At 66.4% G+C, this 25,557-nt stretch carries 32 protein-coding genes; 8 read left to right on the top strand and 24 right to left on the bottom strand.

What is annotated here, in order from left to right:
* Nucleotides 1–433: 433 nt before the first annotated feature.
* A complete protein-coding gene (locus DV709_RS11565; RefSeq protein ID WP_117594588.1) occupies nucleotides 434–1,246 on the bottom strand; it encodes an IS5 family transposase in 813 nt (270 codons plus the stop codon).
* Nucleotides 1,247–1,450: 204 nt separating this feature from the next.
* On the opposite strand from DV709_RS11565, the gene DV709_RS11560 reads away from it, so the two are divergent.
* Together DV709_RS11560 and DV709_RS11555 are read left to right on the top strand one after the other, a co-directional pair.
* Nucleotides 1,451–1,708 carry a glycerol ABC transporter substrate-binding protein gene (locus DV709_RS11560; RefSeq protein ID WP_117594587.1) on the top strand — a complete coding sequence of 86 codons (258 nt, stop codon included), beginning with the start codon at nucleotides 1,451–1,453 and terminating at the stop codon, nucleotides 1,706–1,708.
* A gap of 83 nt (nucleotides 1,709–1,791) precedes the next feature.
* Nucleotides 1,792–2,475 carry a class I SAM-dependent methyltransferase gene (locus tag DV709_RS11555; RefSeq protein WP_117594586.1) on the top strand — a complete coding sequence of 228 codons (684 nt, stop codon included), beginning with the start codon at nucleotides 1,792–1,794 and terminating at the stop codon, nucleotides 2,473–2,475.
* A 97-nt stretch (nucleotides 2,476–2,572) separates the two neighbouring features.
* On the opposite strand, the gene DV709_RS11550 is transcribed toward DV709_RS11555, so the two are convergent.
* From DV709_RS11550 to DV709_RS11525, 6 genes are all read right to left on the bottom strand, one after another.
* Entirely contained in the window at nucleotides 2,573–2,938 is a 366-nt protein-coding gene (locus DV709_RS11550) for an AzlD domain-containing protein (protein WP_117594585.1), read from the bottom strand.
* Nucleotides 2,935–3,633, bottom strand: a complete 699-nt coding sequence (locus DV709_RS11545; RefSeq protein ID WP_117594584.1) for an AzlC family ABC transporter permease — start codon at nucleotides 3,631–3,633, stop codon at nucleotides 2,935–2,937. The genes DV709_RS11550 and DV709_RS11545 overlap by 4 nt, the downstream gene beginning before the upstream one ends.
* Before the next feature lie 301 nt (nucleotides 3,634–3,934).
* Nucleotides 3,935–4,366 (bottom strand): hypothetical protein, encoded by a 432-nt coding sequence (locus DV709_RS11540; RefSeq protein WP_232819735.1) that lies wholly within the window; start codon nucleotides 4,364–4,366, stop codon nucleotides 3,935–3,937.
* Between the two features lie 2 nt (nucleotides 4,367–4,368).
* Complete coding sequence (locus DV709_RS11535; RefSeq protein WP_117594583.1) at nucleotides 4,369–4,647, bottom strand: hypothetical protein; 279 nt, start codon at nucleotides 4,645–4,647, stop codon at nucleotides 4,369–4,371.
* Nucleotide 4,648: 1 nt separating this feature from the next.
* On the bottom strand, nucleotides 4,649–4,927 hold the full coding sequence (locus tag DV709_RS11530; RefSeq protein WP_117594582.1) for a ubiquitin-like small modifier protein 1: 279 nt from the start codon (nucleotides 4,925–4,927) through the stop codon (nucleotides 4,649–4,651).
* Nucleotides 4,928–5,004: 77 nt separating this feature from the next.
* On the bottom strand, nucleotides 5,005–5,208 hold the full coding sequence (locus DV709_RS11525) for a hypothetical protein (RefSeq protein ID WP_117594581.1): 204 nt from the start codon (nucleotides 5,206–5,208) through the stop codon (nucleotides 5,005–5,007).
* 143 nt (nucleotides 5,209–5,351) lie between these two features.
* On the opposite strand from DV709_RS11525, the gene DV709_RS11520 reads away from it, so the two are divergent.
* Both DV709_RS11520 and DV709_RS11515 read left to right on the top strand, forming a co-directional pair.
* Nucleotides 5,352–5,753: a hypothetical protein gene (locus DV709_RS11520; protein ID WP_117594580.1), complete on the top strand. Its 402-nt coding sequence runs from the start codon at nucleotides 5,352–5,354 to the stop codon at nucleotides 5,751–5,753.
* An 81-nt stretch (nucleotides 5,754–5,834) separates the two neighbouring features.
* The gene (locus DV709_RS11515) at nucleotides 5,835–6,053 is read left to right on the top strand and encodes a hypothetical protein (protein WP_117594579.1); all 219 of its coding nucleotides are present in this window, start codon (nucleotides 5,835–5,837) and stop codon (nucleotides 6,051–6,053) included.
* A gap of 209 nt (nucleotides 6,054–6,262) precedes the next feature.
* Here DV709_RS11515 and DV709_RS11510 read toward each other — a convergent pair whose 3' ends face one another.
* From DV709_RS11510 to DV709_RS11495, 4 genes are read right to left on the bottom strand one after another with little or no spacing between them, the layout of a single operon-like run.
* A complete protein-coding gene (locus DV709_RS11510; protein ID WP_117594578.1) occupies nucleotides 6,263–7,276 on the bottom strand; it encodes a cytochrome b/b6 domain-containing protein in 1,014 nt (337 codons plus the stop codon).
* Nucleotides 7,273–7,734, bottom strand: a complete 462-nt coding sequence (locus DV709_RS11505; protein WP_198665711.1) for a hypothetical protein — start codon at nucleotides 7,732–7,734, stop codon at nucleotides 7,273–7,275. Before DV709_RS11505 ends, DV709_RS11510 begins: the two co-directional genes overlap by 4 nt.
* Nucleotides 7,734–8,372 (bottom strand): 4Fe-4S dicluster domain-containing protein, encoded by a 639-nt coding sequence (locus DV709_RS11500; protein ID WP_117595295.1) that lies wholly within the window; start codon nucleotides 8,370–8,372, stop codon nucleotides 7,734–7,736. Before DV709_RS11500 ends, DV709_RS11505 begins: the two co-directional genes overlap by 1 nt.
* Before the next feature lie 39 nt (nucleotides 8,373–8,411).
* Nucleotides 8,412–11,657, bottom strand: a complete 3,246-nt coding sequence (locus DV709_RS11495) for a formate dehydrogenase subunit alpha (protein WP_117594577.1) — start codon at nucleotides 11,655–11,657, stop codon at nucleotides 8,412–8,414.
* A gap of 210 nt (nucleotides 11,658–11,867) precedes the next feature.
* On the opposite strand from DV709_RS11495, the gene DV709_RS11490 reads away from it, so the two are divergent.
* Together DV709_RS11490 and DV709_RS11485 are read left to right on the top strand one after the other, a co-directional pair.
* On the top strand, nucleotides 11,868–13,994 hold the full coding sequence (locus tag DV709_RS11490; protein WP_117594576.1) for a hydrogenase iron-sulfur subunit: 2,127 nt from the start codon (nucleotides 11,868–11,870) through the stop codon (nucleotides 13,992–13,994).
* Nucleotides 13,994–14,623, top strand: coding sequence for a TorD/DmsD family molecular chaperone (locus DV709_RS11485; protein WP_117594575.1), 630 nt, complete (start codon nucleotides 13,994–13,996; stop codon nucleotides 14,621–14,623). Before DV709_RS11490 ends, DV709_RS11485 begins: the two co-directional genes overlap by 1 nt.
* A 214-nt stretch (nucleotides 14,624–14,837) precedes the next feature.
* Here DV709_RS11485 and DV709_RS11480 read toward each other — a convergent pair whose 3' ends face one another.
* Genes DV709_RS11480 through DV709_RS17780 form a run of 3 tightly spaced genes read right to left on the bottom strand, consistent with a single transcriptional unit; the run spans nucleotide 14,838 to nucleotide 15,497 of the window.
* A complete protein-coding gene (locus DV709_RS11480; RefSeq protein ID WP_117594574.1) occupies nucleotides 14,838–15,074 on the bottom strand; it encodes a hypothetical protein in 237 nt (78 codons plus the stop codon).
* The gene (locus tag DV709_RS11475) at nucleotides 15,067–15,348 is read right to left on the bottom strand and encodes a hypothetical protein (RefSeq protein ID WP_117594573.1); all 282 of its coding nucleotides are present in this window, start codon (nucleotides 15,346–15,348) and stop codon (nucleotides 15,067–15,069) included. Before DV709_RS11475 ends, DV709_RS11480 begins: the two co-directional genes overlap by 8 nt.
* On the bottom strand, nucleotides 15,345–15,497 hold the full coding sequence (locus DV709_RS17780; protein ID WP_157972726.1) for a hypothetical protein: 153 nt from the start codon (nucleotides 15,495–15,497) through the stop codon (nucleotides 15,345–15,347). Before DV709_RS17780 ends, DV709_RS11475 begins: the two co-directional genes overlap by 4 nt.
* A gap of 207 nt (nucleotides 15,498–15,704) precedes the next feature.
* Between DV709_RS17780 and DV709_RS11470 the strand changes: the two genes are divergently transcribed.
* Complete coding sequence (locus tag DV709_RS11470) at nucleotides 15,705–16,862, top strand: DUF7405 family protein (protein ID WP_198665708.1); 1,158 nt, start codon at nucleotides 15,705–15,707, stop codon at nucleotides 16,860–16,862.
* 37 nt (nucleotides 16,863–16,899) lie between these two features.
* Here the strand turns inward: DV709_RS11470 and DV709_RS11465 are convergent, their stop codons facing one another.
* The 6 genes from DV709_RS11465 to DV709_RS11445 form a co-directional block, all read right to left on the bottom strand.
* Nucleotides 16,900–17,088 carry a hypothetical protein gene (locus DV709_RS11465; RefSeq protein WP_117594571.1) on the bottom strand — a complete coding sequence of 63 codons (189 nt, stop codon included), beginning with the start codon at nucleotides 17,086–17,088 and terminating at the stop codon, nucleotides 16,900–16,902.
* An 82-nt stretch (nucleotides 17,089–17,170) separates the two neighbouring features.
* Nucleotides 17,171–17,509: a hypothetical protein gene (locus DV709_RS11460; RefSeq protein WP_117594570.1), complete on the bottom strand. Its 339-nt coding sequence runs from the start codon at nucleotides 17,507–17,509 to the stop codon at nucleotides 17,171–17,173.
* Nucleotides 17,506–17,652: a hypothetical protein gene (locus DV709_RS17775; protein WP_157972725.1), complete on the bottom strand. Its 147-nt coding sequence runs from the start codon at nucleotides 17,650–17,652 to the stop codon at nucleotides 17,506–17,508. The genes DV709_RS11460 and DV709_RS17775 overlap by 4 nt, the downstream gene beginning before the upstream one ends.
* A gap of 1 nt (nucleotide 17,653) precedes the next feature.
* A complete protein-coding gene (locus DV709_RS11455) occupies nucleotides 17,654–17,920 on the bottom strand; it encodes a hypothetical protein (RefSeq protein WP_117594569.1) in 267 nt (88 codons plus the stop codon).
* Nucleotides 17,921–18,055: 135 nt separating this feature from the next.
* A complete protein-coding gene (locus DV709_RS17770) occupies nucleotides 18,056–18,913 on the bottom strand; it encodes a DUF7124 domain-containing protein (RefSeq protein ID WP_157972724.1) in 858 nt (285 codons plus the stop codon).
* Complete coding sequence (locus DV709_RS11445; protein ID WP_117594568.1) at nucleotides 18,903–20,774, bottom strand: aldehyde ferredoxin oxidoreductase family protein; 1,872 nt, start codon at nucleotides 20,772–20,774, stop codon at nucleotides 18,903–18,905. Before DV709_RS11445 ends, DV709_RS17770 begins: the two co-directional genes overlap by 11 nt.
* Before the next feature lie 128 nt (nucleotides 20,775–20,902).
* Here DV709_RS11445 and DV709_RS11440 point away from each other — a divergent pair, with 128 nt between their 5' ends.
* Nucleotides 20,903–21,514, top strand: a complete 612-nt coding sequence (locus tag DV709_RS11440; protein ID WP_117594567.1) for a molybdenum cofactor guanylyltransferase — start codon at nucleotides 20,903–20,905, stop codon at nucleotides 21,512–21,514.
* A gap of 13 nt (nucleotides 21,515–21,527) precedes the next feature.
* Here DV709_RS11440 and yqeC read toward each other — a convergent pair whose 3' ends face one another.
* The 4 genes from yqeC to arcS form a co-directional block, all read right to left on the bottom strand.
* Complete coding sequence (gene yqeC, locus DV709_RS11435) at nucleotides 21,528–22,274, bottom strand: selenium cofactor biosynthesis protein YqeC (RefSeq protein ID WP_117594566.1); 747 nt, start codon at nucleotides 22,272–22,274, stop codon at nucleotides 21,528–21,530.
* Nucleotides 22,275–22,280: 6 nt separating this feature from the next.
* Nucleotides 22,281–22,667: a hypothetical protein gene (locus tag DV709_RS11430; RefSeq protein WP_117594565.1), complete on the bottom strand. Its 387-nt coding sequence runs from the start codon at nucleotides 22,665–22,667 to the stop codon at nucleotides 22,281–22,283.
* A 122-nt stretch (nucleotides 22,668–22,789) separates the two neighbouring features.
* Entirely contained in the window at nucleotides 22,790–23,344 is a 555-nt protein-coding gene (locus tag DV709_RS11425; RefSeq protein ID WP_117594564.1) for a hypothetical protein, read from the bottom strand.
* A 452-nt stretch (nucleotides 23,345–23,796) separates the two neighbouring features.
* Complete coding sequence (gene arcS, locus DV709_RS11420; protein ID WP_117594563.1) at nucleotides 23,797–25,554, bottom strand: archaeosine synthase subunit alpha; 1,758 nt, start codon at nucleotides 25,552–25,554, stop codon at nucleotides 23,797–23,799.
* Nucleotides 25,555–25,557: the final 3 nt, after the last annotated feature.

Here is a 25,557-nt window from a genome sequence, read left to right as displayed (position 1 = left end):
GTTGAAACCCTCCGTCAATGACAGGTTTCAACAGCTGTGTTGAACTCGCGCTTTAAGTCGATCACTAACACTCGAACCGATGCTGATACCGTAATGTGTTTGAATTCACGACAAGATGAAATAACAAGATGCACATTCACAGGTCGATACTTGTAGAACTGTTCGGAATAGCCCTGATGTTCTACGGGTATTCTTTTGAAGTTATATTTGATAGCATAGAACTCAATCCAGCGATTCATCTCGGACTTCTATTTTGCATTTCGGGTCTGGTTGTCGGGCTGATTCCTGCAGAAACATTCAACAGCAATTGACTGTCAGAGTCGTGTTGAAGGATTAGATCGATTTAATCAGCTTCCTCGCTGCGATGCTCTGAGTCGCCGTCGAATGAACATCGCTTTGCTGACTGTATTCTCTATACTGATTGTTAGAGGGCTCAGTCGAGATTGTGGACGAGACACGCAAGAGCAAGTTCACGAAACTGCTTCCACCAACGTCGTGAACGAACGAATACACCGTATTTTCGCTTGAGTCGAGAGTTCACAGTTTCGCTCTGGCTCCGTTGGCCGTAGAGGTCGGAGTCCAGCCGAGCATTCCACGCTTTCTGAAGTGAGGAGAACTCACGGTGTTTGATGAGTGGACGAACATCCAAATCACGGGCTAACGCACGAATTTTCTGGTCGTCGTATCCCTTATCTCCGAGAAGAGTCGCTATTTTCTCAGCATTTCGCTTGATGAGCGACGGCGCAATCTGCGAGTCGTGTTTTCTCGTCGTCGTCACGTGCAAATCGAGGATCGCACTCTCTCTCGTGTCCACGAGAAGTGTAACTTTCAACTGCTGAATCGTCAGCTTCGTTCGCTTTGTGTAGTGTATTGAGGCGCGACTGCGGTCGAATCTAGATGCATCAATCCCAACGACACCGTTGGTCGGGAGAAGCGTGACTGAGAGATTGAGAAGAACCCGCCAGACGGCCATGTCAAGGCGGTTGAACGCTTTACACAATGTTGAGGGTGACGGGAGTTCGTCCAGATTGATGGCTCTCCGAATGCGGGGCATCTCGATGAGTTCGTCGAGAAGCGTCCGGTATGTCGTATTCTTCCGAACTTTGAGACAGAGGAGGACGATGTGCTGGTGGAGTGTATAGCGTCGTTTTGAGAACTTCGAGGAGTAGCGGGCGACAGCTCGTTGAGCCAAGTGGAATGCCTGCTCAACAAACTGGAGTAACCGCGACTTCGGGAGGGTCTGCATCCGATCAAACTACCGGGTGGACGTGTAACTCTCTGAGGATTTCAACAGAGCCAGATTTTTCTTTTTCCAGTTCTCGAGCGACCGCTACGTCGTATCCGCGTCTCGCGGTCGGCTTCGATTCGACCACGCCGACTCGCTCAAACGGACAGCCACAGAGAGTGTTGTTCGAGCAAACTTTTTCAGCGAGTCTACCGCAGAAGGAGTATGTCCCGAAGCCCTCCGACCCTCCGCGAACTGGCACGGACGAACGCGGGAATCGTCGCGCTCGTCCTGTTTTTCTTCCTCGCGCTGTACTCGATACTCATTGCTCAACAACTGTTTTTCGTCATCTGGCTCGCCGTCGCCGTTTTACCGCTCTACCTGCTCTACCGCTTCGTCCTCGCGTTCGAGCGAATCGCCGACGCCGCACAGCGGTTCGCCGCCGTCCGCGAGCGCGAGTCGCCGTCCGAAGAACGGCCGTGAAATCACGCGACCGAAGTCGTGGGCTTGTTCCGCGAATCTCTGCAACAGTACGATTTTTGGTACTCGGTAGCTCATCACGTACTGTGAGCGCAGAGAACTCGGAGCGACCCGGAAAGTCCGTCGACGAGCTCCGGCGCATCTACGGCGACGCCGCGTCGCAGTTCGACCGCGCAGAGCCGTTCGACCGGCTGTTCCTCGGACGGAGCCGTCACCGCCTCTTCTCGCGGGCCAGCGGTCGCGTACTCGACGTCGCCTGCGGCACCGGAGCCAACTTCCCGTACCTCCCCGCGGGCGTCTCGGTCGTCGGCGTCGACCTCAGTCCGGAGATGCTGGAGCGAGCGCGGAAGCGGGCCGACGAACTCGGCATCGACGCCGACCTCCGAGAGGCCGACGCGCAGGCGCTTCCGTTCGGCGACGACAGTTTCGACACGGTTGTCTCGTCGCTGTCGACGTGTACGTTCCCCGACCCGGTCGCGGCGCTCGAAGAGATGGCCCGGGTTTGCGAGCCCGACGGACAGATTCTCCTGCTCGAACACGGCCGAAGCCGCGTCGAACCGCTGGCGCGGCTGCAGGACCGCTTCGCGCCGTGGCACTTCGAGCAGATGGGCTGTCGGTGGAACCAGACGCCCGAACAGGTCGTGATAGAGGCGGGGCTCCGAGTCGACGGCGTCAGTCACCGGTATCTCGGGATACTCACCGAGTTGGTCGCCTCGCCGTCCGAGCAGCCGTCGGATTCACACCCGTCCTCGGAGCGCGAAGCGTTCTAACTTTGATCTGCGAACGAGACGCGGAGCGTCTCGTCGACGCCGTGAACGGCGGAGCTCTCTTCTCGACTCGGGTCGCCGACTCCTTTTCGCTAGCCACCTAGAGCAAAAACTGTAGCGCCCACAGCGCGCCCATCCCGACGGTGATGGTCGCGATGACGCTCTCGGTGCGCCAGGCGACGGCTGCCGCTATTGCACCGGCGAGCAGTCGGTCGTTCGAGAGCGTCTCGATGACTGTCGGCTCTATCGTCACGATGGCCGGGAAGACCAGCGCCGCCAACACTGCCGGCGGGACGTACCGAAGCACCGCGCGGATTCGCGGCGAGACGGTCTCTCCGGCCCCGCTTCGACCACCCGCGGACCCGGACCCGAACAGGGCGAGAAACGAAAAGCGGATGGCGAACGTCAGCACGCCGATGGCGAGGACGACGGCCCACACCGTCGTCGTCGGATACGACGTCGTCATCGAGGACCACGCTCCGCGAGGAGTCCGGCGACGATACCCACCGTCGCCCCGACGAGCAACCCGAGGTTCAGCGGGAGTCCGGCGGCGACGACGGCGACGACTCCGCCGCAGACGCCCGCCACCGTCGTCGGCACGTCTTTCATCGCCGGCACGAGAAGCGCCAGAAAGACCAGCGGAACGGTGAAGTCGAGGCCCCAACCGTCGGGGACGCCGGTGCCGAGGACGAGTCCGGCGACCGTCCCCAACTGCCAGACGACCCAGAGGCTCACCGCGACGCCGAGGTAATACCAGCGGCGGTCGGAGACGCCCGACGGTTCCGCCTCTCCGAGCGGTCCGTAGTGCGCGACCGAGAGCGCGTACGCTTGGTCGGTGAGAAAGTACGCCAGCACCGCCTTCGACCGACCGGCGAGCGACCGGAAGTACGGCGCGAGAGACGCCGAGTACATCAGCATGCGGAGGTTGATGACGACGGCGGTGAGTACGACGACCGGTACGGCGGCGTCGCGGGCGAGCAGGTCGAGCGTCGCCAACTGCGACGCACCGGCGAAGACGAACACCGAGAGGCCGACGGCCTGCGCCGCCGAGAGCCCGGCGTCGACGGCGGCGACGCCGAAGACGACGGCGAACGGAACGATGCCGAGAAACAACGGCAACACGTCCCGGACGCCGGTCCGAAGTTCCGTAGGAACGTTCATGTACACTCTCGGAACACCCGATAGGAAACCCCTGTCTATCCGGCAACGGCGTCACCTTCTTCTCTCAGCGAGTCGAATGAACTGCGATTCGGAAAACACGCCGGCGAGGGATGCAATCGGTCGGTCCGGTGTCGAAGTCGACGGCCAGGTGATTCTCGAAGACGTGAGCGAAGACGGCGGTAGCTGCTGTACGGGAGCGACCAGAACGAACCGATGAACGTCTACCGCTCCGACACCGAGTCCGGACGTACTCCGTCGGCGGCTATCTCGACCGCCGACTCCGAGCGTCGAGTCTCGGCGGTTACAGGCCGATAACCGCGACTTGTCTGATTTCGAGCGCCGAGTCGAACTCCTCTCGCCGACCGTCGGAGCGCCCGATTCGACGCAACTGCTCCTCGTGGGTTCGGCGAATCGCGTCCGTCTCTCGGTGGTCGAGTCCGAGCCGCTCGCCGACGCCCGCCCAGTGGTCGTCGGGAACGAAGAACGCGGCGTACTCGTCGGTCTCGTCGACGAGTTCGTACCGCTGACGATAGTCGTCTATCCGGCCGCCGAGGTCCGCCTGCGTTCGTGTGAGAAGCGCCGGAAGCCGCTCCGGCGGGATGCTCGCCTTCGCGCCCGCGACGAGCATAACCTGCCCTTCGATGGGGACGTCTTCGATATCGACGACGGTCGGTTCGGCGTCGTCTGGGGGTGCGCCCGCGTCTCTTTCGCCGTTCCCGTGGTCTTCGGACACGGTTACCCGCCGGCGCGCATCGCTTTCTGCGAGAACCGCTCTATCAGCGGGTCGAGCGTCTCGGCGTCGCCCTCGAAGACGAGCGTCACCTCGGTGATGTCGAGGGTCGGCCCGATGTCGACTTTCTCCGAGGAGAGCGTCGCCTCCCAGTCGTCGCCGACGACGCGGTCGTCCTCGACGCGTTCGCCGCCGAGGTTCGTCAGGTAGTGGGCGGCGAGGCGCTCGGAGATGCCCCGAAACGACTTCTCGACGGTTTTCGTCTCGTTGGTGGCGTCGCTCATCTCACCCTCCGGCGACCGGCGGGAAGACGCTCAGCGTGTCGCCGTCCTCCATGGTCGTCTCGATTCCCTCCATGTGGAGCACCTCGCGCCCGTTCTTCAGGACGTTTATCTGCGGTCTGAGGTCGCCGTCTTCGAGCAACTGGCCCTCGAGTCCGCCGAACTCCGCTTCGAGCGCCGAGAGAACGTCACCGACGGTGCGGTCCCCGTCGTACTCGCGCTCGATAGTCTTCTGTCCGACGGCCTCGCGGAACGTCGCGAAGAACCGCAGTTCGAGTTGCATAGTCGCAGAAGGCGTGGAATCGGTAAAAAGGTGTGCGGAGAGGCGGTTCGCGCCGCCGAGCGTTACACTGGCCGGCGTCACAGCAGGAGGTTCGCCGCCATCGCAATCAGGAAAATACCGATAGCGGCGACGATGAGCGCGTTCGAGGCGTTTCGGAGCCGCGTCGACGACGTACGCGGGTCCGGGTTGGAGTCTCGCGTCAGCCACATCACGCCGCCGACGCCGCCGATCGCGACGAGCAGTACCGCCACCACGTACACCGTGTTGAGGATTCCGGCCATATGCGAATAGTTCGCATGCTGGACACAAAAACGGTACGGCGACCCGGAGGCGACGAGTCGCGGGAGCGACGCGGCGACTCGGCGCGACTCCCGCGAGTCGCCGACGTGCCAACATATATCGGAGTCGATGGTAGAGGTGAACTATGCGGATGGAACTCCGGGTGTGCAAGCACTGTTTCGAGGGCGAACACGGCAACCCGCAGAAGACGGCCGTCACGAAGGATATGGTGCGCTGCGCCCGCCGCGTCCGCGAGTACAAGGACCTCATCGGTCTCGACTCGCTGTACGTGACGATGGTCGAGGAGGGCGACCCCGGCGGCGCCGAAGAACTGCGCGCCATCGTCGCCCGCATCGAGAACGACCAGATTTCGCTCTCGGACACCCAACTCGTCATGGAGGACGACGACGGCAACATGCTCGTCTACCCCGAACCGAAGGACGTCCTCGAAGTGCTGACGCGCAACATCGACCAGATCAGCCAGCACACCAGACAGGACGTGACCGTCGAACTCTCCACCGAGGGCGCGGAGTTGCTCTCGGCGTAAGCGTAGACACACCGCGTACCGAGTGAATTATCCGAACAGTTCGGACAGAAAACTTATCCGAGGGTGGACGAACTCGTAGATATGTACCAAACACCCGCTCCGACGCACGGGTACGTCCCCGTCGTCGTCGCGTTCTGGGTGTATCTCGTCGTTGCGGGAGCCGTCGCGCTCGGGGCGATGGAGTTCGGTGTGTCCGATAGCGGGGCGCTTCTGGTCTTTCTCGTCGCCGCGGCTCTCCTGCTGAAGCCGTTCGTTCCCGTGTTTCGGCGGCTGTCTCCGACGACGGGTCACGAGGAGTGACTGCTCTCAAACGGTAGTAGCCCTCGACAGTACGTAGGTCGGTTGCCGAGCAACCGGGTCCTGTTCTTGTTGTACGAGAATCGCTCCGCGATTCTCGGCCGAGGAGCGAACGGAAGCCGCGAAGCGGCTGAAGTAAGTGACGAGTGCTTTTGGTCGAGCTTTTACCGAGCGAGGGCAACGTAGTTGCCCGAGCGCAGGGTAAAAGGTCGCTAGTCGTCGTTCGGCTGATTCACCTGTCCACCGTCCGTCGTCGCCGTCGCGCGCGCCTCCTGCTCCAGCTGCTTCTGCCAGCGGACGCGAAGCAGGTTGCCGTACATCTGCAGCGCCATGCCGATGAACAGCACGAGGATGCCGACGTTGATGCCGACGGTCAAGAGCAGGTCCGTCGGACCCCCGCCGACGACGAGTTCGCGCGGCACGGGGTAGCCCTCGTCGAAGATGCTCCCGACGAGCACGCTGACGATACCGATGACGGTGAGTACGCCCATGACGTTCGTCGCCCACCCCCACGACGGCGCGAGGGTGAGTTGGCTGATACCCGTCGAGTCGTGGTCGGTGTCGGCGTGCTCCTCCGGAATCAGCTTCCGGGGGATGAACGCCTTCACCTCCACCGGGTAGAACGCCGGGTGGAAACCGTGCTCGAAGATGTGGAACATCACGCCCATCAGCATGATGACGCCGAGCAGGCCGTGGAAGACGACGAACGCCATCGCCGCCGTCTTCGTGGCGAAGTACTGCATCACGCCGGTCTTGCTCCAGATGAGCAGTCCGGAGATGGTGAGCAGCGTCAGTTCGATGGAGAAGATGTAGATGACGCCCTTGCCGATGTACGACAGTAGCGGCACGTCGTCGGACTTGTAGCCCGCGAACTGCCGGGCGTTCGGGTGGCGCTCGTCGGCCATCCCGAGGACGAACTTGAAGTCCTGAATCGCCGCCGCGACGTCGTCGGGACCCATCAGAATCTCGCGGAAGTTGCCGCGGCCGGTGCTCGTCGTCAGCATCATCAGCACCCAGAAGACGATGAGCGCGACGAGGGCCAGTCCCGCGATGCGGTGGACCGCCGTCACGCCGGTGCTACCGCCCATCAGCGTGACGAGCCACCAGAGTTCGTCGTTGAACATCAGGCCGTAGCCCGAGAAGAACAGGATGAACACGTCCAGCGCCAAGAGCGTGTGGAACGTCGTCGTCATCCGGGTGAACTTCCCGTGGTCCAAGTTCGTCATCGGCCGTCACCCCCTCGGTCACCGGGGGAACCATCGGTGTCGACGGACCCGTCGGCGGCCGCGGTCGCGTCGGCCGCCGTCCGACCACCGTCGGCGACGGCGTCCGCGTCCGAGTCGTAGCGCGCCGTCTCGCCGGGTTGTCGCATCCGCGAGGCGAGGCGGCGGAACGCGCCCCAGTGGACGAACAACATGACGAGGATGCCGAGTCCCATCAACACGTCGGCGGCGTGGATGAACGCGATGAGGAAGTCGAGCGCCGGAATCGTGTTCCCGGCGCGCCAGTCGGCGCCGATACCGCCGGCTTCGACGGTCGGAGCCACGCGGAACAGCGTCTCGGCGTTGTACGCGAACCCCGACGCCCACCAGACGACGACGGCGGTGACCGCGATCGCGACGAGGGCGTTGACGGCGATGGCCAGCCCGCTGTAGTCGCGCGTCTCCGGCAGCGAGCGGCTCATCAGAACGCCTCCGCGTCTTCGCCGAAGATGATCTCCATCGCCTCCGAGTTGAAGAACGACGCGCTACCGCGCTTGTCGAGTTCCTCGGCTATCTGACCGGCGGTGCCGACGAGGAGCGCGTCGGTGGCGCACTCCTCGGCGCAGGCCGGACCCTTGCCGACGTCCTGGCGTTCCTCGCACATCGTACACTTGTCCATCGTGCCGCCGGTGCCGAACAGTTTCGCCGCGCCCTCGTCGGCGTCGGGGAACTGCGGCGCGCCGAACGGACACGCCGACAGGCAGTACTGACAGCCGACGCAGAGGTCGTCGCGGACCTCGACGAACCCGTTCTCCTTCTTGAACAGCGAGTCGGTCGGGCAGACCGAGACGCACGGTGCGTTCTCGCAGTGGTAACACTGCATCGGCACGCTCGTCTCGCCGGGGTTCTGGCCCTGCCTGAGCGCCTTCGCGCTGTGGGCGTTGAGTCCCGCCGCCGCCTCCTCGCCTTCGAGCATCGTCGAGATGCTGATTCGCTGTTCGTCCCGCGGGACGTCCCACGTCCGTTTACAGGCGACGACGCAGCCGCCGCAGTCGATACACGCCTCCACGTCGGGGAAGATTCGCGCGTCCTCGCCGACGCTCATGACACCCTGTGACATCTTCGTTTCGTTCGTGTTGTTTGTGGCCATCGTATCACCTCATTGGACGGTTTTCGAGTCGCGGACGTCGAAGTCCTTCTGCGTCCCGACGTTGTCGCGGTCCTGCGGGAACTCCAGCGCCGACAGGTCGACGCCCATGTTGAGTTCGTCGACGAGTTCCTGCGTCGCCGGCCGCACCTTCACCATCGCCGCCTTCGTCTCCTGCATCTGCGTCTCGACGTCGTACCCCTTCGACGTGATGAGGTTCACGCTGTCGCCCAGCGCGAACGGTACCGTCCCGTCGGGGTAGCGCTCCTCTAAGCTCTTGCCGCGCCAGACGCCGCCCCAGTGGAACGGGAGGAACGTCTCGCGGTCGTTCGGGCGGTTCGTCACCCGCGCCTTCACGAGAATCGATCCGCGGTCGGTCGTCGAGACGACGACCAGGTCACCGCCGTCGACGCCGAGTTCCTCGGCCATGTTCGGCGTTATCTCGGCGTACATGTGCGGTTGCAGGTCCGCCAGGAAGATGTTCGAGCGGCTCTCGGAGCCGCCGCCCTGGTGTTCGACCTGCCGTCCCGTCGTCATGATGACGTCGAAGCCGTTCTCGGCGGCTTTCCGCGTCGCATCTTCCTGGACCGTCGCGTTGTCCTGGTCGAGGCGGTAGAAGTTCCGCTGCTGGCCGTTCGCCGGCCACCGCTCGACGAGGTCCGGTCGCGGACTCTCGATGGGTTCGCGGTGGACCGGAATCGGGTCGAGGAAGTTCCACGCGACCGCGCGAGCCTTCGCCCGACCCGTCGGCGGGTCCGGCTGTTTGAAGTCGTAGGGGCGGTAGTCGTCGAGGTCGAACTCCGCCCAGTCGAAGCGCTCGTTCATGTCACGCGCGGCGTCGAGCACCGACTTCGTCGGGTCGAGCGCGTACCGCGTCGGGAGGTTCGGCGCGTCGGCGTTCTCCAAATCTTCGGGCAGCGTCGTCGTGAAGCCGGGATACTGCGGGACGCCGCGAATCGGCCCCGACCCGTTCCACCAGTCGGGGTTGAACGAGTCGCGAAGCAGGTTCAACCCCTCCTCGCCCTGCTGGTCGAACGTCGCTCGGAGCGGGTAGTCCTGCGAGGGCGTCGTCATCTCGTTCCACTCCTGCGGGTTCGGCGCGGTCGTCCCCCACCGGGCGCGGAAGTCGTGGCCGCCCTCGTTGGGGTCTAAGTCGTCGGTCCAGATGATGGGCGTGCCGGGGTGGCCCTCGCCCCAACAGGGCCACGGGAGTTGCCAGAACTCGCCTTCGTGCGGCCCCTGGGTCGCCTTCAGGTCCTCGGTGCTGAACGCCCAGTCGTACTCGCGCTGGCTCTCCAGTCGCTCGGGGTCCTGCTGATAGCCGATGGTTCGAACGCCGAGGTTGATCTCCCGGAGCACGTCCTGATACGTGCTTTTGCCGCTGTACAGTTCGGGGCCGGTTCCCCAGTCGAAGTGGTCGCCGAAGCCGAGTCGGTCGGCGAGTTCCTGCATTATCTGCAGGTCGGGTTTCGTGTTGTGCGAGGGGTTGCGAACCGGGTCGCTCCACTGCACCGACCGGTGGGAGTTCGTCAGCGAACGGTAGTGTTCGTACTGACTCGCCGCCGGGAGGATGATGACGCCGTCGGAGCGGTCGGCCATCACCGACGCCAGCGAGGGGAACACGTCGACGACGACCAGCAAGTCGAGCAGGTCCATCCCGTCGCGCATCTGCTCCATCTCGCTGATGGAGTTCGCCGAGTGGCCCCAGAAGAACGCCGCCTTCACCGGGTTCGGCTGGTAGATTGGCGTCTCGTTGAGTCGCTGTTCCTGCGGGAGCGCGGCGTCGAACCACCGGGCGACGGTCAGCCCGTTCTGGAACATCATCGAGCGCTCGCTCGGGAACGAGTCGTCGATTTCGTCGTCGCTCGGGCCCGCGGCGCTGGATTCGTCGGGGTTCGACGACTTGTCGTAGTTGACGTACTCGTCCTGTCGGGCGTACTGATCGCTCGGCATCAGGTCGTAGCGGTCGTACAGTTCGCGGAAGCTGATACTGCCGCTCGTGTACGGACTCTGCGACCAGACGTCGGCCCAGTACTGCCACGACCCGGCCGACGACACCGAGTAGTAGCCCGGCAGGATGTGGCTCGCAACCGCGAGGTCGGTCGCCCCCTGGACGTTCGCGTGCCCGCGCATCACCTGCAGGCCGCCGCCGCTGCGGGCGGCGCTGCCGGAGGCGAGACTCGCCAGCGCGTACGACCGGATGTTCTGCGTCCCGTTGTTGTGCTGGGTGCCGCCCATCGCCCACTCTATCTGGACGTTCGGCTTGTTCTCGATGACGAGGTCGCCCAACTCCTGTATCTGTTCCTCGCTTATCCACGTGATGTCGGCGACGGTTTCGAGGTCGTACTGGTCGAGGTTGCGGTCGATGTCCGGCCAGCCGTTCACCCGTCCGTTCAGCATCTCCCGGTCGAGTTCGTCCTGTTCGCGCAGGTAGTACATCAGCCCCATCATCAGCGCCACGTCCGTCCCCGGGCGGATGCGGTAGAAGTGGTCGGCGTGCGCCGACGTCTTCGTGAAGCGCGCGTCGACGGAGGCGATGGTGCCGCCGCGACGCTGGCCTTCGAGGATGTGCTGCATCGCAATCGGGTGCGCCTCGGCGGGGTTCTGCCCGATGATGATGTTGAGGTCGAAGTTGCGGTAGTCGTTGATAGTGTTCGTCATCGCGCCGTAGCCCCACGTGTTCGCGAGGCCGGCGACCGTCGTCGAGTGGCAGATGCGCGCCTGGTGGTCGCAGTTGTTCGTCCCGTACAGCGACGCGAGTTTCCGGAACGCGTACGCCTCCTCGTTGGAGTGGTGCGCGCTGCCGAGCCACATCGTGCTGTCCGGGCCGTACTCTTCGCGGATGCGCTCGAGTTCGCTCGCGATCTCGTCGTACGCCTGCGACCAGGAGATCTTCCGCCACTCGCCGTCGACCTTCTTCAGCGGATGTTTCAGCCGCTTCGGCGAGTGTTCGCTCCCGTAGATGGCCGCCCCTTTCGAGCAGAGCGACCCGTTGTTGATGGGGTTCTCGTGCCAGGGCTCCTGTCCGACGAACGCGTTGCCCTTCCGTTCGGCGCGGAAGCCGCAACCGACCGCGCAGAAGTTGCAGATCGTCTTCGTCAGTTCCCCCTCCGTGTCGGTGCCGTCCGTCTCACCCTCCTCGCTCTGGGCGAGCGCCTGTCCGGCACCGCCCCCGCCGAGAGCGACGGCACCCGCGAGCGCGCTCGCCTTGAGGAAGGACCGCCTGTCCAAGTCCAGCGAAACCGGTTCTGTGCTCATTCCTGAGTGTCTCGTTCGGTCGTTCTCTCGTCCCGATTCGACTCGCCTCGTTTTCGTCGTGGGCGCATGCGTTGGTAAGATATCTGCTAGCAAAGACCATTAAATTACGGGAGGAATGTCCCATTAACCCGTTCCGCGGGCGAGATTACCGTATGGTAGCGGATTGTTGGCACGCAAAGGCTTTCGTGGGTGCTACGAGTTGTCGTGGGTATGAACGTCGGCGCTTTCGTCTGCTCGTGCGGCGACACCTGCGACATCGACCTGGAACGCGCGCGAGACGGCGTCCGCGACGTGGACGTCGTCGCCAGTTCGACGCTCCTGTGCGAGGACGGCCTCCCCGCGATGGCGCAACTCGTCGACGAGTACGAACTCGACCAGTTGCTCGTCACCGCCCCGGATTCGGGCTGCCAACGGCGCTTCCGCGCGCTCGCGGAGGAGAAAGGCCTCCACCCGGAGGCCACCTCGTTCGTCGACCACCGCGCGGGCGCGGGGTGGGTTCACGAGCGCGACGCGGCCACGGACAAGACCGCTCGTCTGCTGAACGCGCGCCGCGCCGGACTCGAACACGAGGCGGCGACCCGAACCGTCACGGGCGAGGCCGGCGACGCCGTCGTCGTCGTCGGCGACGCCGAGACGGCCGCCGCGCTCGCAGACTCCGCCGAGGTGACGCTCGTCGCCGACGGTCGCGACTTCCACGGCGTCGACGCCGACCTCTCGGACGTGACCGTCGAACGCGGCCGCGTCGTCGGCGTCGAGGGCGAGTTCGGCGAGTTCGAGGTGACGCTCCGAGCGGAGGTGACGGAGGACTGCGTCTCCTGCATGAAGTGCGTGAAGGAGGGGCCCGGCGGGATGCTGACGCGCTACCCCGTCGACGTCGACCCCGAGGCTCCCGGCGGCGAGTGGGAGGAGTGCTGTCCGACCGACGCCATCGACCGCTCGGGCGTCGAACGAACCATCGACGCCGACCAGGTGGTCTCCCCCGACTCGCCCTCGGTCGCCCGCGGCGGCCGACTCGGCTTCTACACCGGCCCCGTCGACGCCGGAACCGTCGCGGCCGTCGAGAGTCTCCTCGGCGGCGTCACGAAACCGAAGTATCTCGACTTGGAGCTGGACGTCTGCGCCGCGGGCGAGTCGAGCCAGCGGGGCTGTACCGCCTGTACCGACGCCTGCCCCCACGACGCCGTCCGGCGACCGACCGTCGACTCCGTCGAGTTCGACGAGGTGGCGTGTCAGGACTGCGGCGCGTGTACGAGCGCCTGCCCGACAGGCGCGACGATGCTCCGCGAACCCTCGAACGAGCGCCTCGCCCGCGAGGTCGAAGCCCTTCTCGACGTCGAGGAGCAGGGCGGCGGTTGGCTGTTCAGCCGGGGTGAGAAGGGAATCGAGACGCCGGTTATCGCGTTCGTCTGTTCGGAGCGCGCCGCCGACGCGCTCCGCGCCTACGGCCGCCGCGCCGCCAGCGGTACCGACCTCACCTACCCGCCCATCCTGCCCGTCTCCGTGAACTGCACCGACACCGTCGGCGAAGCGCACGTGCTGCACGCGCTCGCTGCGGGGGCCGACGGCGTCGCCATCGTCGGCTGCGGGGACAGTTGTCTGCACTCCGGGCCGGACCCGAAAGCCGAACTCGTCGAGCGGCTGAACCGCGCGACGGCCGACCTCGGCCTCGGCGAGCGCGTCGGGTTCTTCGCGCCCGGCCCCGACGACCACGAGTCGTTCGTCGAAGCGGTCGAAGGGTTCGTCGACGGCCTCTCGGAGACGCCGGTTCCGGCGGGCGAACACCGCGCGACGGGCGTCGTCCGCGACGACAAGCCGAACCCGGCGTTCAACACCCACGACTGGGCGCTGGAGAGCGTTCGAGCCATCGTCGACCGCGCCGACCCCGACCGGGACGTGATTCGGGGGCTGGAGACGTTCGGACTGATGGCGGTGAGCGACGCGTGCAACCTCACGCCGACCTGTTCGACGCTCTGTCCGACCGACGCCATCCGGCGGACGGCCGACGGCGACCTACAGTTCAGCCACGAGGACTGCGTCAACTGCGGGCTCTGCGAGGAGGGCTGTCCGGAGACGGCCATCACCATCGAGACGGGGTTGGACCTCTCTCGACTCCCCGAGCGCAACGGCGGCGAGCGCTGGGAGACGGTGTACGAGGGCGAGATGGCCGAGTGCGTCCGCTGCGGGAAGCCGTTCGCCAGTCGGGGCTCCATCGAGAAGGTGAAAGGCGAAGTCGGCGACGTGGTCGAAGGCGTCGCGCCGAACGCCGACGCGAGCGTCTTCGACTACTGCGGGGACTGTCGCGCCGGGCTGCTGTTCGAACACGGAGGTGGCCGGTGATGGACGACGCCGCCGTCTACGACGCCCGCCTCGAACTGCTGGACTTCGTCGTCGAGGTGTTCTGGGACGTCCCCGACGAGTCGCTCCTCTCGAACCTGCTCGGCGACGGCCTCCAGCTGCCGGACGCGGAGGTGAACGAGTCGTTGGACGAGGGGTTCGACCTGCTTCGACAGTTCGTCGCCGACAACGAGGGCCGCGACCCGGCGGCGGTCCGCGACGACCTGGCGCGAGAGTACACGCGGGTGTTCGTCGGACCGCGTCCGCCCGTCCTGGCGCACGAGACGTACTACCGCGCGGACACCGACTTCATCGGCGAGGGGCTCGCGAGAGTCGAAGCCAGTTACGGCGCCGCCGGTTGGAAACCCCCCGAGGAGTACGGCGAGGAGAACGACTTCATCGCCGTCGAACTCGCGTTCCTGCGCTACCTCGTCGAACGACAGTACCACGGGGCCGAGGAGGCGTTCGGCTACGAACGCGTCTTCCTCGACGAGCATCTGTCCGCGTGGCACGAGGCGTTCGTCGACGACGTGCTCGACGAGACGGAGGAACCGCTGTTCCGGGCGGCGGCGCTCGTCTTCGACGGTCTCGTCGAGTTCGAAGACGAACTCGTCGCGCAGATGGTCTCGTAGGGACTCGCGTCGCTGGCTGTCGCTCGCGGGTGTCGAGTACCGATTGTCAGCCAGCGAGCCGAGCACAAGAACGACTTGCCGAGACTCCGCCCCCCATCAGGCCGCAGAGCGGAACGTGCTGACAACCGAATCGGTGTACGCTTTCACCTATAGAAAACCTGATTCCATAACAGATTGGGACTGTCCGCCGGACGGCCGCATCGCGCGGGACCGCTCAGCGCCGGTCGGCCGCGTAGACGACGCCGAACCCCGAAACGAGGGAGAGGCCGAGGAACGCCATCGTCACCGGCATCAGCAAGCTCATCGCCTGTTCCATCCGAAAGTACCACTCCCAGGTCGCGTACGACTCGGCGACGATGGCGACGACGGCGACACCCAACACAGATAGGACGAGTCCGGCGACGGAGACCGCGGCGAACCGGCGAAGCGCGGCGACCGAGCGGCTACGCATCGAACCACCACCGAGAGACGAACAGTGCCGCCGTGAGCGGCACGAGCGGCACCATCAACGCCGCGACGAACAGACCCATGTAACTGATAGTCGATTCGAGATGTATCGCCCAGTGCCAGGTCCCTTTCAGTTCGGCGATGACCGCGACGGTTCCGACGACGAGCAGCGAAAAGCACAGCAGCGACGCGAGGAGGTACACCGTCGCCCGGAGGTAGTAGAGCGTCCGCTCGGCGCTCGGAACGGCGGCGGCGAACGACCGAGACGCGCCGCTCACGACTCGTACTCCCCGTACGCGCGGTAGGCGTCGTACGCGACGAACCCGAGGACGACGGCTCCGAACCCGAGCGAGACGAGCGCGACCTCCAGCGAGATCGGCCCGTTGATACCCGTCACGCCCCGGGCGTGAAGGAGTGTCGGAAACATCGTTGACGGAGGTTGTGCGAGCGAGCGAATAAATGTACGGTCGATGGGAGTTTCGAACGGCAGACGTGACAGTGTACCGAACCGACAGACAGTTTTTTGCGAACGCCGCCACTGCAGTACACAGATACCGTGGTCTCCCGACGCACTGCGCTCAGTCGCCTCGCAGTCGTGACAGGAGCCGCCGGCTTCGCGGGGTGTAGCCGTCTGTTGGACCCGGCGACCGGCCCCGGCGTCGAGGGACTCGCCGCCAACCCGCGGAGCGACCGCCTCCCGGACCGCCAGTTCGCGCAGGGCGAGTACCTCCCGACCGACGACTCGGGCAACGAGTTGCAGGCTCGGTACCGCCGCGTGCTCCTCCTCGACCTGCGTCGAGACCCCTCGGTCGAAGACGCACGAACCGTCGAGCGTGCGATGCGGACGCTCGAAGCGGCGTACGACTGGCACCACGAGGGACTGTTCCACGCGCTGGCGTGGGGGACGAACTACTTCGAGCGTATCGACGAACTCTCGCGCGTCCCCGTCTCGCCGCCGCAGGTGCTGTCGCGGACGGACGAACCGAACCTCCAGTCGTTCGACGCCGCGCTCGTCTTGGAGAGCGACCTGCCGTCGAACCTCGCGGCCGCCGAGAACGCGCTGTTCGGTTCCCGGAGCCGAATCGGAGGCGAACCGGTCGACCACCGCCTCGGCGACGTGTTCCGCGTCCGCGGCCGCCGGACCGGCTTCCTCGGCGAGGGGCTCCCGGCCGAACACGCCGACGCCGAGGGCGTCCCCGGCGACGCGCTGACCGGCGAGGAGCAGATGTTCATGGGCTTCTTCTCGGGGCGCAAGCGGACCCAACCGAGTGAAGAGAGCGTCGCCATCCCGGAGGGGCGGTTCGTCGACGGGACGACGATGCACCTCAGTCGGCTGACGGTGAACCTCCGCGACTGGTACGGCGCGTTGACCGAGCGGGAGCGCATCCAGCGGATGTTCTCGCCGGAGTTCACCGAAGACGACGTGGCGAACCTCACCGACGACGTCCCGTTCTCCGACCGGGTCCGCGAACACGCCCGCGACCACGACGTCGTCGGCCACCACGAGAAAGTCGCGCAGGTCCGCCGCGACGACACCGACGAACCGCTGGTGCTCCGGCGCGACTTCAACACCGTCGACGGCGGGAAGCCCGGCGTCCACTTCGTCGCCTTCCAGCGGAAACTCGACGACTTCCGGCGGACGCGCAAGGCGATGAACGGCTGGTACGTCCGCGACGACAGTCCGGCGATAACCGACCGCGAACACAACGGCATCCTCAACTTCGTCCGCGTCACTTCGCGGGCGAACTTCTACGTCCCCGCGCGGAACGACCGCTCGTTCCCGCTGCTTTGAGCCGTCGCAGAAAAGTGGTCGTCGGCCGCCGCCGGCCTCACTCCGTCGGCTCGACGTCGTCGTCGAGGAGACCGAGTTTCGATTTCAGTTCCCGCGAGAACACCGGCTTGCCGTCGACTTCGCCCTGGTTGATCTCCTGTGGACCGGTCTCGTACTCCCAGACGGCGTGGCCTTTGTACTCGTCCATCGCCGCCGTCGGTCGCCACCCGCTGTCCTTCTTCGCCATGTGCGAACGGTTCGCAGTGCGTCGTGTTAATAGTTCGTGTGGCGGAGCGTGCCTCGGTCGAGGGTTCGACGGGACGCGCGGCTCACTTCGGCGGGGCGTTCGAGGGCCGTTTCGCGTCGTCGTCCAGGAAGACGCGGGCGAACAGGTCGACGTGGAGACCGAGCACCGTCGCCTCGTCGACGCCCGTTCGCTCCGCGTGCGACGAGAGCAGCGCCGCCAGTTCGTCGCTGGGTTCGTAGCGAAGTTCGCCGTCCTCAACCGCGAACTCGACCTCGTGCGCGCCGGAGACGAGGTGTTCGACCTCCAAGAGCGCCTGTTCGGCTTTCACTTCGCAGGCGTCCTCGGGGTCCATGAGGCGCGTGTCGGCCCACTCCTCGGCCGCCTCGCGGAACCGCTCCGAGAGCGGGACGGCGAGCGTCAAAACGACACACCCCCCTCGTCGGCGAACGCGACGGTCCAGGCCGTCTGCTTTTCGCAGACCGGACAGCGCATCGTCAGCGTCGACTCGTCGAAGCGGCCGAACCGACCGAGTTGACCGCACTCGGTGCACTCGAACTGCGTCATCTCACTTCTCCGGCGGCCACGTGCTCGGCGCGGGGTCGGACTCGCCGAGTTCGCTGAACAGCACTAACAGGACGCCGACGAAGACGGCCATCACGACGAGACCGACGAGACCGCCCATCGCGCCCGTCCCGGCGGTCGGCGTCGCCCACGTGAGCGGCGACTCGACGAGCGAGAACACCCGTACCGCGGTGAGTGTCAACCACGCCATCGCGGCGACGATGCCGAACGTGAGCACCCACGACTGGCGGAAACCGTTTCTGAGGCTCATGCTGCGTGCTAATGCGTGTCGATATCACAAAAATGTACGTGCGTCCGTCAGGTATCGCTGGATTTCGCTGCGTCGTCGGCCTCCCCACCCGCGTCAGTCTTGCCACCCGCGTCGCCCTCGTCACCCGCGTCGGCCTCACCGCCCCCCGTCGCGTTCTTCGCGTTCGTCGCCGTCTCGGTCGACGAGCGGCCACCCGGCCTTCTCGGCGGCGGTCTCCAGCGGGACGAACTCCCACCCGCTCTCCTCGGCGACGTACTCGTCGACGCCCGCGACGCCGACGACGACCATCCGCTCGGCGAAGAACATCGAGTGGCCGTCGATACCGGCGAGTCGTTCCGCCGGACCGGTGCCGGTGCCGTTGAAGAAGTCGACGTCGACGACCGACTCGCGCTGGAACTTGGTGATGACGTGGGCGTCTACGTCGCCGACGATGCCGACCCAGTCGGTCCACCCCTCCGCGTCGGCGAAGGCGGCCGCCGGGTTCTCCAGCCGTTTCACGGCTTCGTACGTCAGCGCCATCGTCATCTCGGAGGGTCCGCTCCCGTGCGGTCCCGTCGGCTCCGGTTCCACGTCGTCGTCCTCACCGTCTTCGCCGTCGTCGCCGCCCGCGTCGTCGGCGTCGACGGTCCCCGACGCCGCGCCTCCCGCGCCCCCGCCCTCGATGGGGATGCCGACCGGACTGTCGTCGTTGGTTCGCGGCACGCGCGGAATCGCGCGGTGGTCCGTCCCGGTATCGCCCCCCGAGTCCGTCAGGGTGGCGTCGCCGTCGAGTGAGTCGGGCGAATTAGGCGACACGACCGCGTCCGACGACCCGACCGCGTCCGACGACCCGACCGCGTCCGACGACCCGACCGCGTCGTCGCCCGACCCGTCGGTCCCCGTCTCGTCGTCGGGGTCGCCTTCGCCCTTCCAGAACCAGTCGCCGCGTTTGGGCCGCTCCGCGTCGCTGTCGGTCGATACGTCCAGTTCGTCGAGGTCGATGCTATCTGTCATCTGTGTCGTGTCGGTCGTGTCGGTCGTGTCGGCGGTCCGCGACGGTCGTCGTGTCGCGCCCCGCGTTCGTCGTCGTCGCCTCCTCGGCCAGCGGCGTCGCCTCGTCGACGATGCCGCCGAGGCCGAGTCGCTCGACCGTCGCCCGGGTCGGGCGACCGTCGGGGCCCCACCCGCGGGCGGCGTAGTAGGCGTCGAGCAGTCGCTCGAACGCCTCGGGGTCGACGGCGCGTCCGGCGGCGGGGCCCTCCGAGAGCGGTCGGCGAAGCGCCTCCGGGAGCGCGTCGTCGCTCCGGTCGAACCCCTCGCGGACGTTGAACAGGCGGACGAGCGTCCAGATTCGTTCGCCGGTTCGGCTCAGTTCGTCGGCGTCGTGCGGTAGTCCGACCGCGTCGAGCCACGCCGCGCCGAGGTCGTTCCACATCGTCTCGCCGACGAAGTCGTCAGCGACGAGGCTCCAGAGGACGGAGCGGACGGTCTGTGCGCCCGCGACGGCCTCGACCACGTCGGCGTCGTCCCACGCCTCGAACACCTCGCGCTCGACCGGTCTGGCTCGGCGGTGGCAGGCCCCTCGGTCGCTCGTCGCATACGCCAGCGCCATCCCGATCGCGCCACGAGGGTCGTACGACGGCAGTTCCATCGACTTGACCGTCGGGACGAGGTCGTCGCCGCCGTAGCGCGCCGCGGCGTCGGCGACGCCCTCGGCGAGCGCGTCGGCCAGTTCGCCGTCGCGTGCGGCGATTGCGTCGAGCAGTCGGCGGGCCGCCTCGTCGTCGCCGAAGCGGGCGTCGGTCTCGACGAGGCCGGCGTCGGCGGCGCGGATAGCCCACGCGACGGCGTTGCCGGCGCTGATGACGTCGACGCCGAGGCGGTCGCACGTCTCGCCGAGCGACGCGACGGCGTCGAACTCCTCGACGCCGAGTCCGGCACCGAGCGTCATCGGCGTCGCCCCGCGCGGGACGCTCTCGCCCTCGCCCTCGTCGTCTCCGGTTCGGACGCGGAAGCCGCCGGGTGCGGTCTCCGTGTCGCGTTCGCGGCCGACCGCCGCCTCGCGCGCCGCCTCGATGCCGATGTTCTCGGCCGCGTCGAACTGGCCGCGCTGCCAGCCCTCGGTGGCGAGGACGCCGACCTCGTTGGCGAAGTCGACGCTCTCCAAGGTCTCGCCCGCGGCCTGCCAGCGTCCCGTGTCGTGGTCTTCGTAGCGACGTTCGTACCGGTCGCGCAGTTCCGCGAGCGCTGGCGGTATCTCGGGCGCGTCGCCGCGGGCGACGACGGCCTTCAGTCGCTTCGACCCCATCACCGCGCCCGCGCCGCCGCGTCCGGCGTGGTGGTCGCCGCCGTCGGAGGCGATGGTCGCGTAGGCGACTTCGGACTCGCCGGCCGGCCCGATGCACGCGACGGCGGCGTCGGGAAACGCCGCGTCCGTCTCGACGGTGTCGCAGCCCCACAAGTCGTCGGCGGGTTCTATCGTCGCCGTGCCGCCGTCGACGACGAGCGCCACCGGCCGACTGGCGCGTCCGGTGACCAGGACTCCGAGACAGTCGTCGAGCGACCCGGCGAGGCGTTCGGGGAACGACCCGCCGCTGTAGGAGTCGAGAAAACCGCCGGTGAGCGGCGACTTCGTCACCGCCGCGTAGCGCGTCTCACCCGGGAGATACCCCGATAGCGGGCCGAGCACGAACGAGAGGAGGTTGTCGGGACCGAGCGGGTCGACGCCGGGTGCGAGCTCCGCGTAGAGGTAACGCGCGCCCAACCCCTTCCCGCCGAGGTAGCCGCGTCGCCACTCGTCGGGGACGCGCGCTCTCTCGACGGTCTCCGCCGAGAGGTCCACCCGCAGCACCGCGTCGCGCGTGGGCGTCGCCATCTGGTTTATAAATGATTCTTCACGGCAATAAACGTTGGCGGGGCGGCAGTCCGGGCGACGAAGGGCGGTCCGAGGAGCGTTCGCCGACCGGCGCAAGAGGCATGTCCCGCGCTCTCGAACCGCCACGCATGCGCACGGGAGTCATCGTCGCCGGCGGCCGGTCGACCCGCTTCGGCGACGCCGACAAAGCGACCGCCGACCTCGCCGGAACGCCGATGATTCGCCGCGTCGGCGACCGACTGGCGGGCGTCGTCGACGAACTCGTCGTCAACTGCCGCGCCGACCAGCGCGCGGCGATTCTCGACGCGTTCGAGAGCTACCCGCGTCCGGTCTCCGTCGCCGAGGACGAGACGCCCGACCAGGGGCCGGTGTCGGGGATTCGAACCGGCCTCCGCGCCGCCTCGGGCGAGTACGCCGTCGTCGTCGCCTGCGACATGCCGTTCGTCGACCCCGGCGTCGTCTCGTACCTGTTCGAGCGCGCCGAGGGTCACGACGCCGCTGTACCGCAGTTAGACGACCAGTGGTTCCAGACGACGCACGCCGTCTACCGAGCGACCGCGATGGCCGATGCCTGCGAGGCGGCGCTCGAAGCGGGCGCGCGGAAGGTCGTCGACCCGCTGTTCGAGCTGGACTACGTCGTCGTCGACGAGACCGAGATTGCGGAACACGGGGAGTTGCGGACGTTCGAGAACCTGAACACGCGCGAGGAGTTCGAAGAGGCGGCCGCGGAGTTGTCGTAGGGCCAAAACGCAGTCAGCGTTCCACCACGTTGACTACCGCATCCTCCCGGTTCATCCGCGCGAGCACCACACGCTCTACGCGGTCACCCGCGCGCTCCAGCACCTTCGAGGCGATGTCGCGGCCTACGTCCGCAAGTTCCGCGTCGTCGACTTTGTTCACGACCGGAATCGCCGTCGCTCCCTCGGGAACGCGCTTCAACCCGCCGTCGTCGCTGGCGAGGACGGCCGCGACCGTCTCCGTCGTAATCGTGTCTCCGGTGCCGATTCCGGCGATTTCGGCTACTCGCTCGGGTCGGTGGACCAGATTCTCGTCCAGCGGTTCGCCGACGACGTGCGCGCTGGCGATGGGCAGAACCGTGTCGGTCGTCTTCGGAATCTGCGGTTCCCTGTCGCTCGGGGCCTTGAAATCGCGCATCCGCGCGCCGTCGGCTTTGACGACGACTGGCCCGTCGTGCGCTGCGGCGAGACTATCGAGCAGTTCGTTCTCGTAGCCGTGATACCGCACCTCGTCGGCCTTCCCGGGAACGAGGCCGAGCGGAAAGTCGTCGGCTGTCGTTTCTCCGAGCGCACCGATGGGGTCGTCGGTGACGACGACCGTCTCTACATTCTCTTCGAGCGACGGAATCGGGATGCGGACCGACGCGGTGACGACGGCCCGGTCGAGGCGCGAGGCCAGCGCGTACATCGTCGTCTTCTTGCCGCCCGCGCCGGCGACGCAGGTCATCCTCTCGCGTGCAGCGAGTGCGTCTGCGAGGTGCATCGGCCGCTACCGTTTCCCGAAGCGGATGCCGTCCTCGACGAGGCGGTGGTTCCGCTCGCGGTCGATCTGCTCGGTCAGCCAGTCGACTTCGTACAGCTGGAGCATCAAGTCGGCGTGGAGATTCCGCCACGCGATGGCGTAGATGGGCGACTGGCCCCACGCGCGCAGTTCGGGGACGAACTCGTCGTAGCGTTCGAGTTGCGACTCCAGACGTTCGAGCGCGTCCGTGACGTACTCGGCGGCCTCGGCCTCGCCCTCCGCCTGGTCGATGGCGCGGTTGATGCGCGACTCGATACCGTCGACCGCGCGTTGCATGTCCTGAGCGGCGGCGTCGCTGTCGTCCGGCAGTGAGTCGAGGATGCGACGCGGGACGCCGAGTGAAACGTGTTCCATGGCTCGGAGTCACGCGGCCGCGTCTAAAAAGTTGGCTCGTCGGTCGTCCCGTCCGAGACCCCCCAACAGTTCTCGAACGGGGCGCTACGGGCGGAGTGCCCGAAGTCGTCGCTCGCGCGACGTCACCCCAGCGAGGAGTTCGGCGCGTTCTGACCGCCGCCGCGCCGAGTTCGACGGAATCGGTGGTCCGCCAGCGACTCCCAGATGTCTTCGGCGGTGCATCGAGAGCCGCCGCCCGCCGGAGGTAGGTGACGACGGGAGCCGCCCGAGTCGTCGCTCCCCGCGACGTTGAACGGCTGTCCGCGCGTCTGCCCCCACGTCTCGCATTCGAGGACGTCGGAGCGGGCGGTGAGGTGGTCGGCCAGTGCGGCGATGCGCACCGGAATCTCGGTCACCTCGTGCTCACGTCGTTTCGGGTCGGCGACGGTGTTTACCCACTCCATCGCCTCGACGAACGCCGCGACCGCGGACGAACGGGTCTGCGTGAATCCGATGGTCGTGACGCTCGTCGCCTCGCCCGCGCTCTCACGACAGTACAGCTCCCACTCTCTGTTCGGCAGCCGAACGGCGTGCAGTGAGAGTCGCCACCGCTCGGGGACAAACTTCACTTCGTCGTCCGAGAGCGTCTCGCACATCCAGCCGTTCGGGACGACGATGTCAGTGGCCGTAGCGACCATCTTCGATCACCCCGTGAGTGCGCACCGGTGCGGTCGGCGCGGTCGCCTCCGCGAGGCGACCCGGGACGGTACCCTGCCTTTGGAGATCGCTGCCGTGGTATTGGATCTTTGACATGGCTCGTGCGTCGGCCCGGTCCGGAGGCCCGGTTCCGGTGGCCGTGATCCGACGGAGCGTCGTACCACACGACATCGAATAAATAGCTACAACCGTCCACTTGATAAATAGACAGTTGGCCGTTCTTATGCACCGATGAAACCACCCGCGAGCGTCGATTCGTCCGGTCGAGATGCCGTGGTGGGCTGATTCGCGGTCGGCGTAAAACGGGTACGAGTTCGTGACCGTTTTCGAGAAACCTCACATTTCGCAACTTCTGTCGAAATAGGCCGCGTAGGCGGCTTCTATCCTCCGAATTTGCCACCCGATTTCCGGCGTGAACGGTCGTGAACGGTCGTCACTTCTCGTCGACGTGTCGCACCTCGGCGGCGACGCCGCGCGTCGATTCGGCCATCTCCGGCCCCGACATCTCCGCTCTGGCGACGGCGAACGCCTTCGGCCCCTCGACGACCACCTCGTCGCCGGGACGGATCTCCTCGTCGGCGTCGACGACGCCGGGAGCGAGCACGCTGCCGTGCGGAACGAAACGGTCTATCTCGATACGTTTCGTCGGTGCGTCGGAGGCGTCCCACAGTCGCGCCCCGGCGAGCGTGAAGGAGAGCACGCCGTACTGCGGCACCATCGTCGCCAACTGCTCGCCGTCGCCGTCGCGGACCTGCAGTTTGGGGTAGCGACTCGTCATCTTGATGTCGGCGTCCGCGAACAGGGCGTCGCCCGCGCCGTCGCCGAACTGGTAGTCGGCGATGGCTTTCACGGTGTTGTGCTCGCGCTCTCGTTTTCGATACTTGGGTTCGTTCGACAGCGTCGACGCCAGATTCGCCAGCGACTCCGTCGTCGTCGGGTGGTCTTCGACGGTGTACTCGAACGGCATCTCGACCTCCCTCTCGACGCGTTCGACGATGTCGCGGTAGCCCTCCGGCGGGACGTGCGCGACGACGCGCGGGTACTCGTTGCGCTGGAGGTAGCGCCGCAGCACCTCGGTGACGAACTCCTTTTCGTCCTCGGACCACCGGCCGGTCACGACGGAGTCGTAGTGCTGGGCGGGGTAGGTGAGTTCGAGTTCCTGCGGGACGACGCCGATGGGCGAGGTCATCGACACCTGGTGGGCGCGGAACTGGACGGCGTCGTGGTACTGGCCGTGGCTCTGCGACTCGCTGTACGGTTTTCGGGCCGAACACGGCACGAGCACCAGGGGAGTGTCGAACCGGTTTCGGTAGCGGGTCGTCACCCGCTCGGCGAAGCGCTGAATCTCGACGCGGCGCAGCGAATCTTCGGTCGCGGCCGTGAGCTCCGAGTCCCGGATGACCGGCGTTCGCTCCTCCAGGTAGCCGTACTGCTGGTCGAACTCGCGGAACGCCGCCGTGAGCCAGACGTCGTGACGGGCTTGTCCCTCGACGTAGTCGCGGAGTCGGCCGTCGCGGATGCGGCGGCGGACGGTCGCCAACTCCGCCTTCAAGGCGTTGACGTTGTGTTCGGCGCAGTCCTCGCGGGTGAACTCGTCGACGCCGCCGAGACAGGCCGAGCAGGCGCAGGGGAGTTCGTCGAGGTCTTCGAGGAAGTACTCGGCGTCGCTCGTGAGGTACTTCCCCTCGAACCCTTTCACCCGGGCGCGCTTGGCGTCGACGAGGTCGATTCCGGCGTAGGCGAGCGTCGCGGCGTTCGTCGGCGTCGCGACTCCCGAGAGGTACAGCGCGGTGTCGGCCGGCAGCGACTCGCGCGCCTCGATTACTGAGTCCTTGAACGCGGCGGCGTGTCCGACGAAGCTGTGGGCGTCCGAGAGAATGTACGCGTCCGCACCCACGTCGCGAGCGGCGTCGGCGGCGACGACGGCCGCGCTCGGGTAGTCCGTGTCGGGGTAGTCGACGGCGAACGACTCCTTGACCTCCTCGCGGGTCCCCGCCGGGAAACCGCGGTGCGGGAGGACGGTCAGGCGGTTCTCGTCGCCCTCGGGAGCGTCGCGTTCGGCCGCCCAGAGGCTTCCGGCGTCCTCGACGACGTCGTCGACGAGCGCGGGCGTGGTGCGCGACTCCGACAGGCGGAGTTCGCCGAGGCGAGCGGCCCCGTCGCGGGCGTGCACCTCGAAGTAATCGGTCATGGT

This window comes from Haloprofundus halophilus, from assembly GCF_003439925.1.
Classification (GTDB): domain Archaea; phylum Halobacteriota; class Halobacteria; order Halobacteriales; family Haloferacaceae; genus Haloprofundus; species Haloprofundus halophilus.
The sequence above is the reverse complement of the archived record's forward strand: the minus strand, read 5'-3'. Positions and strand labels throughout refer to the sequence as shown.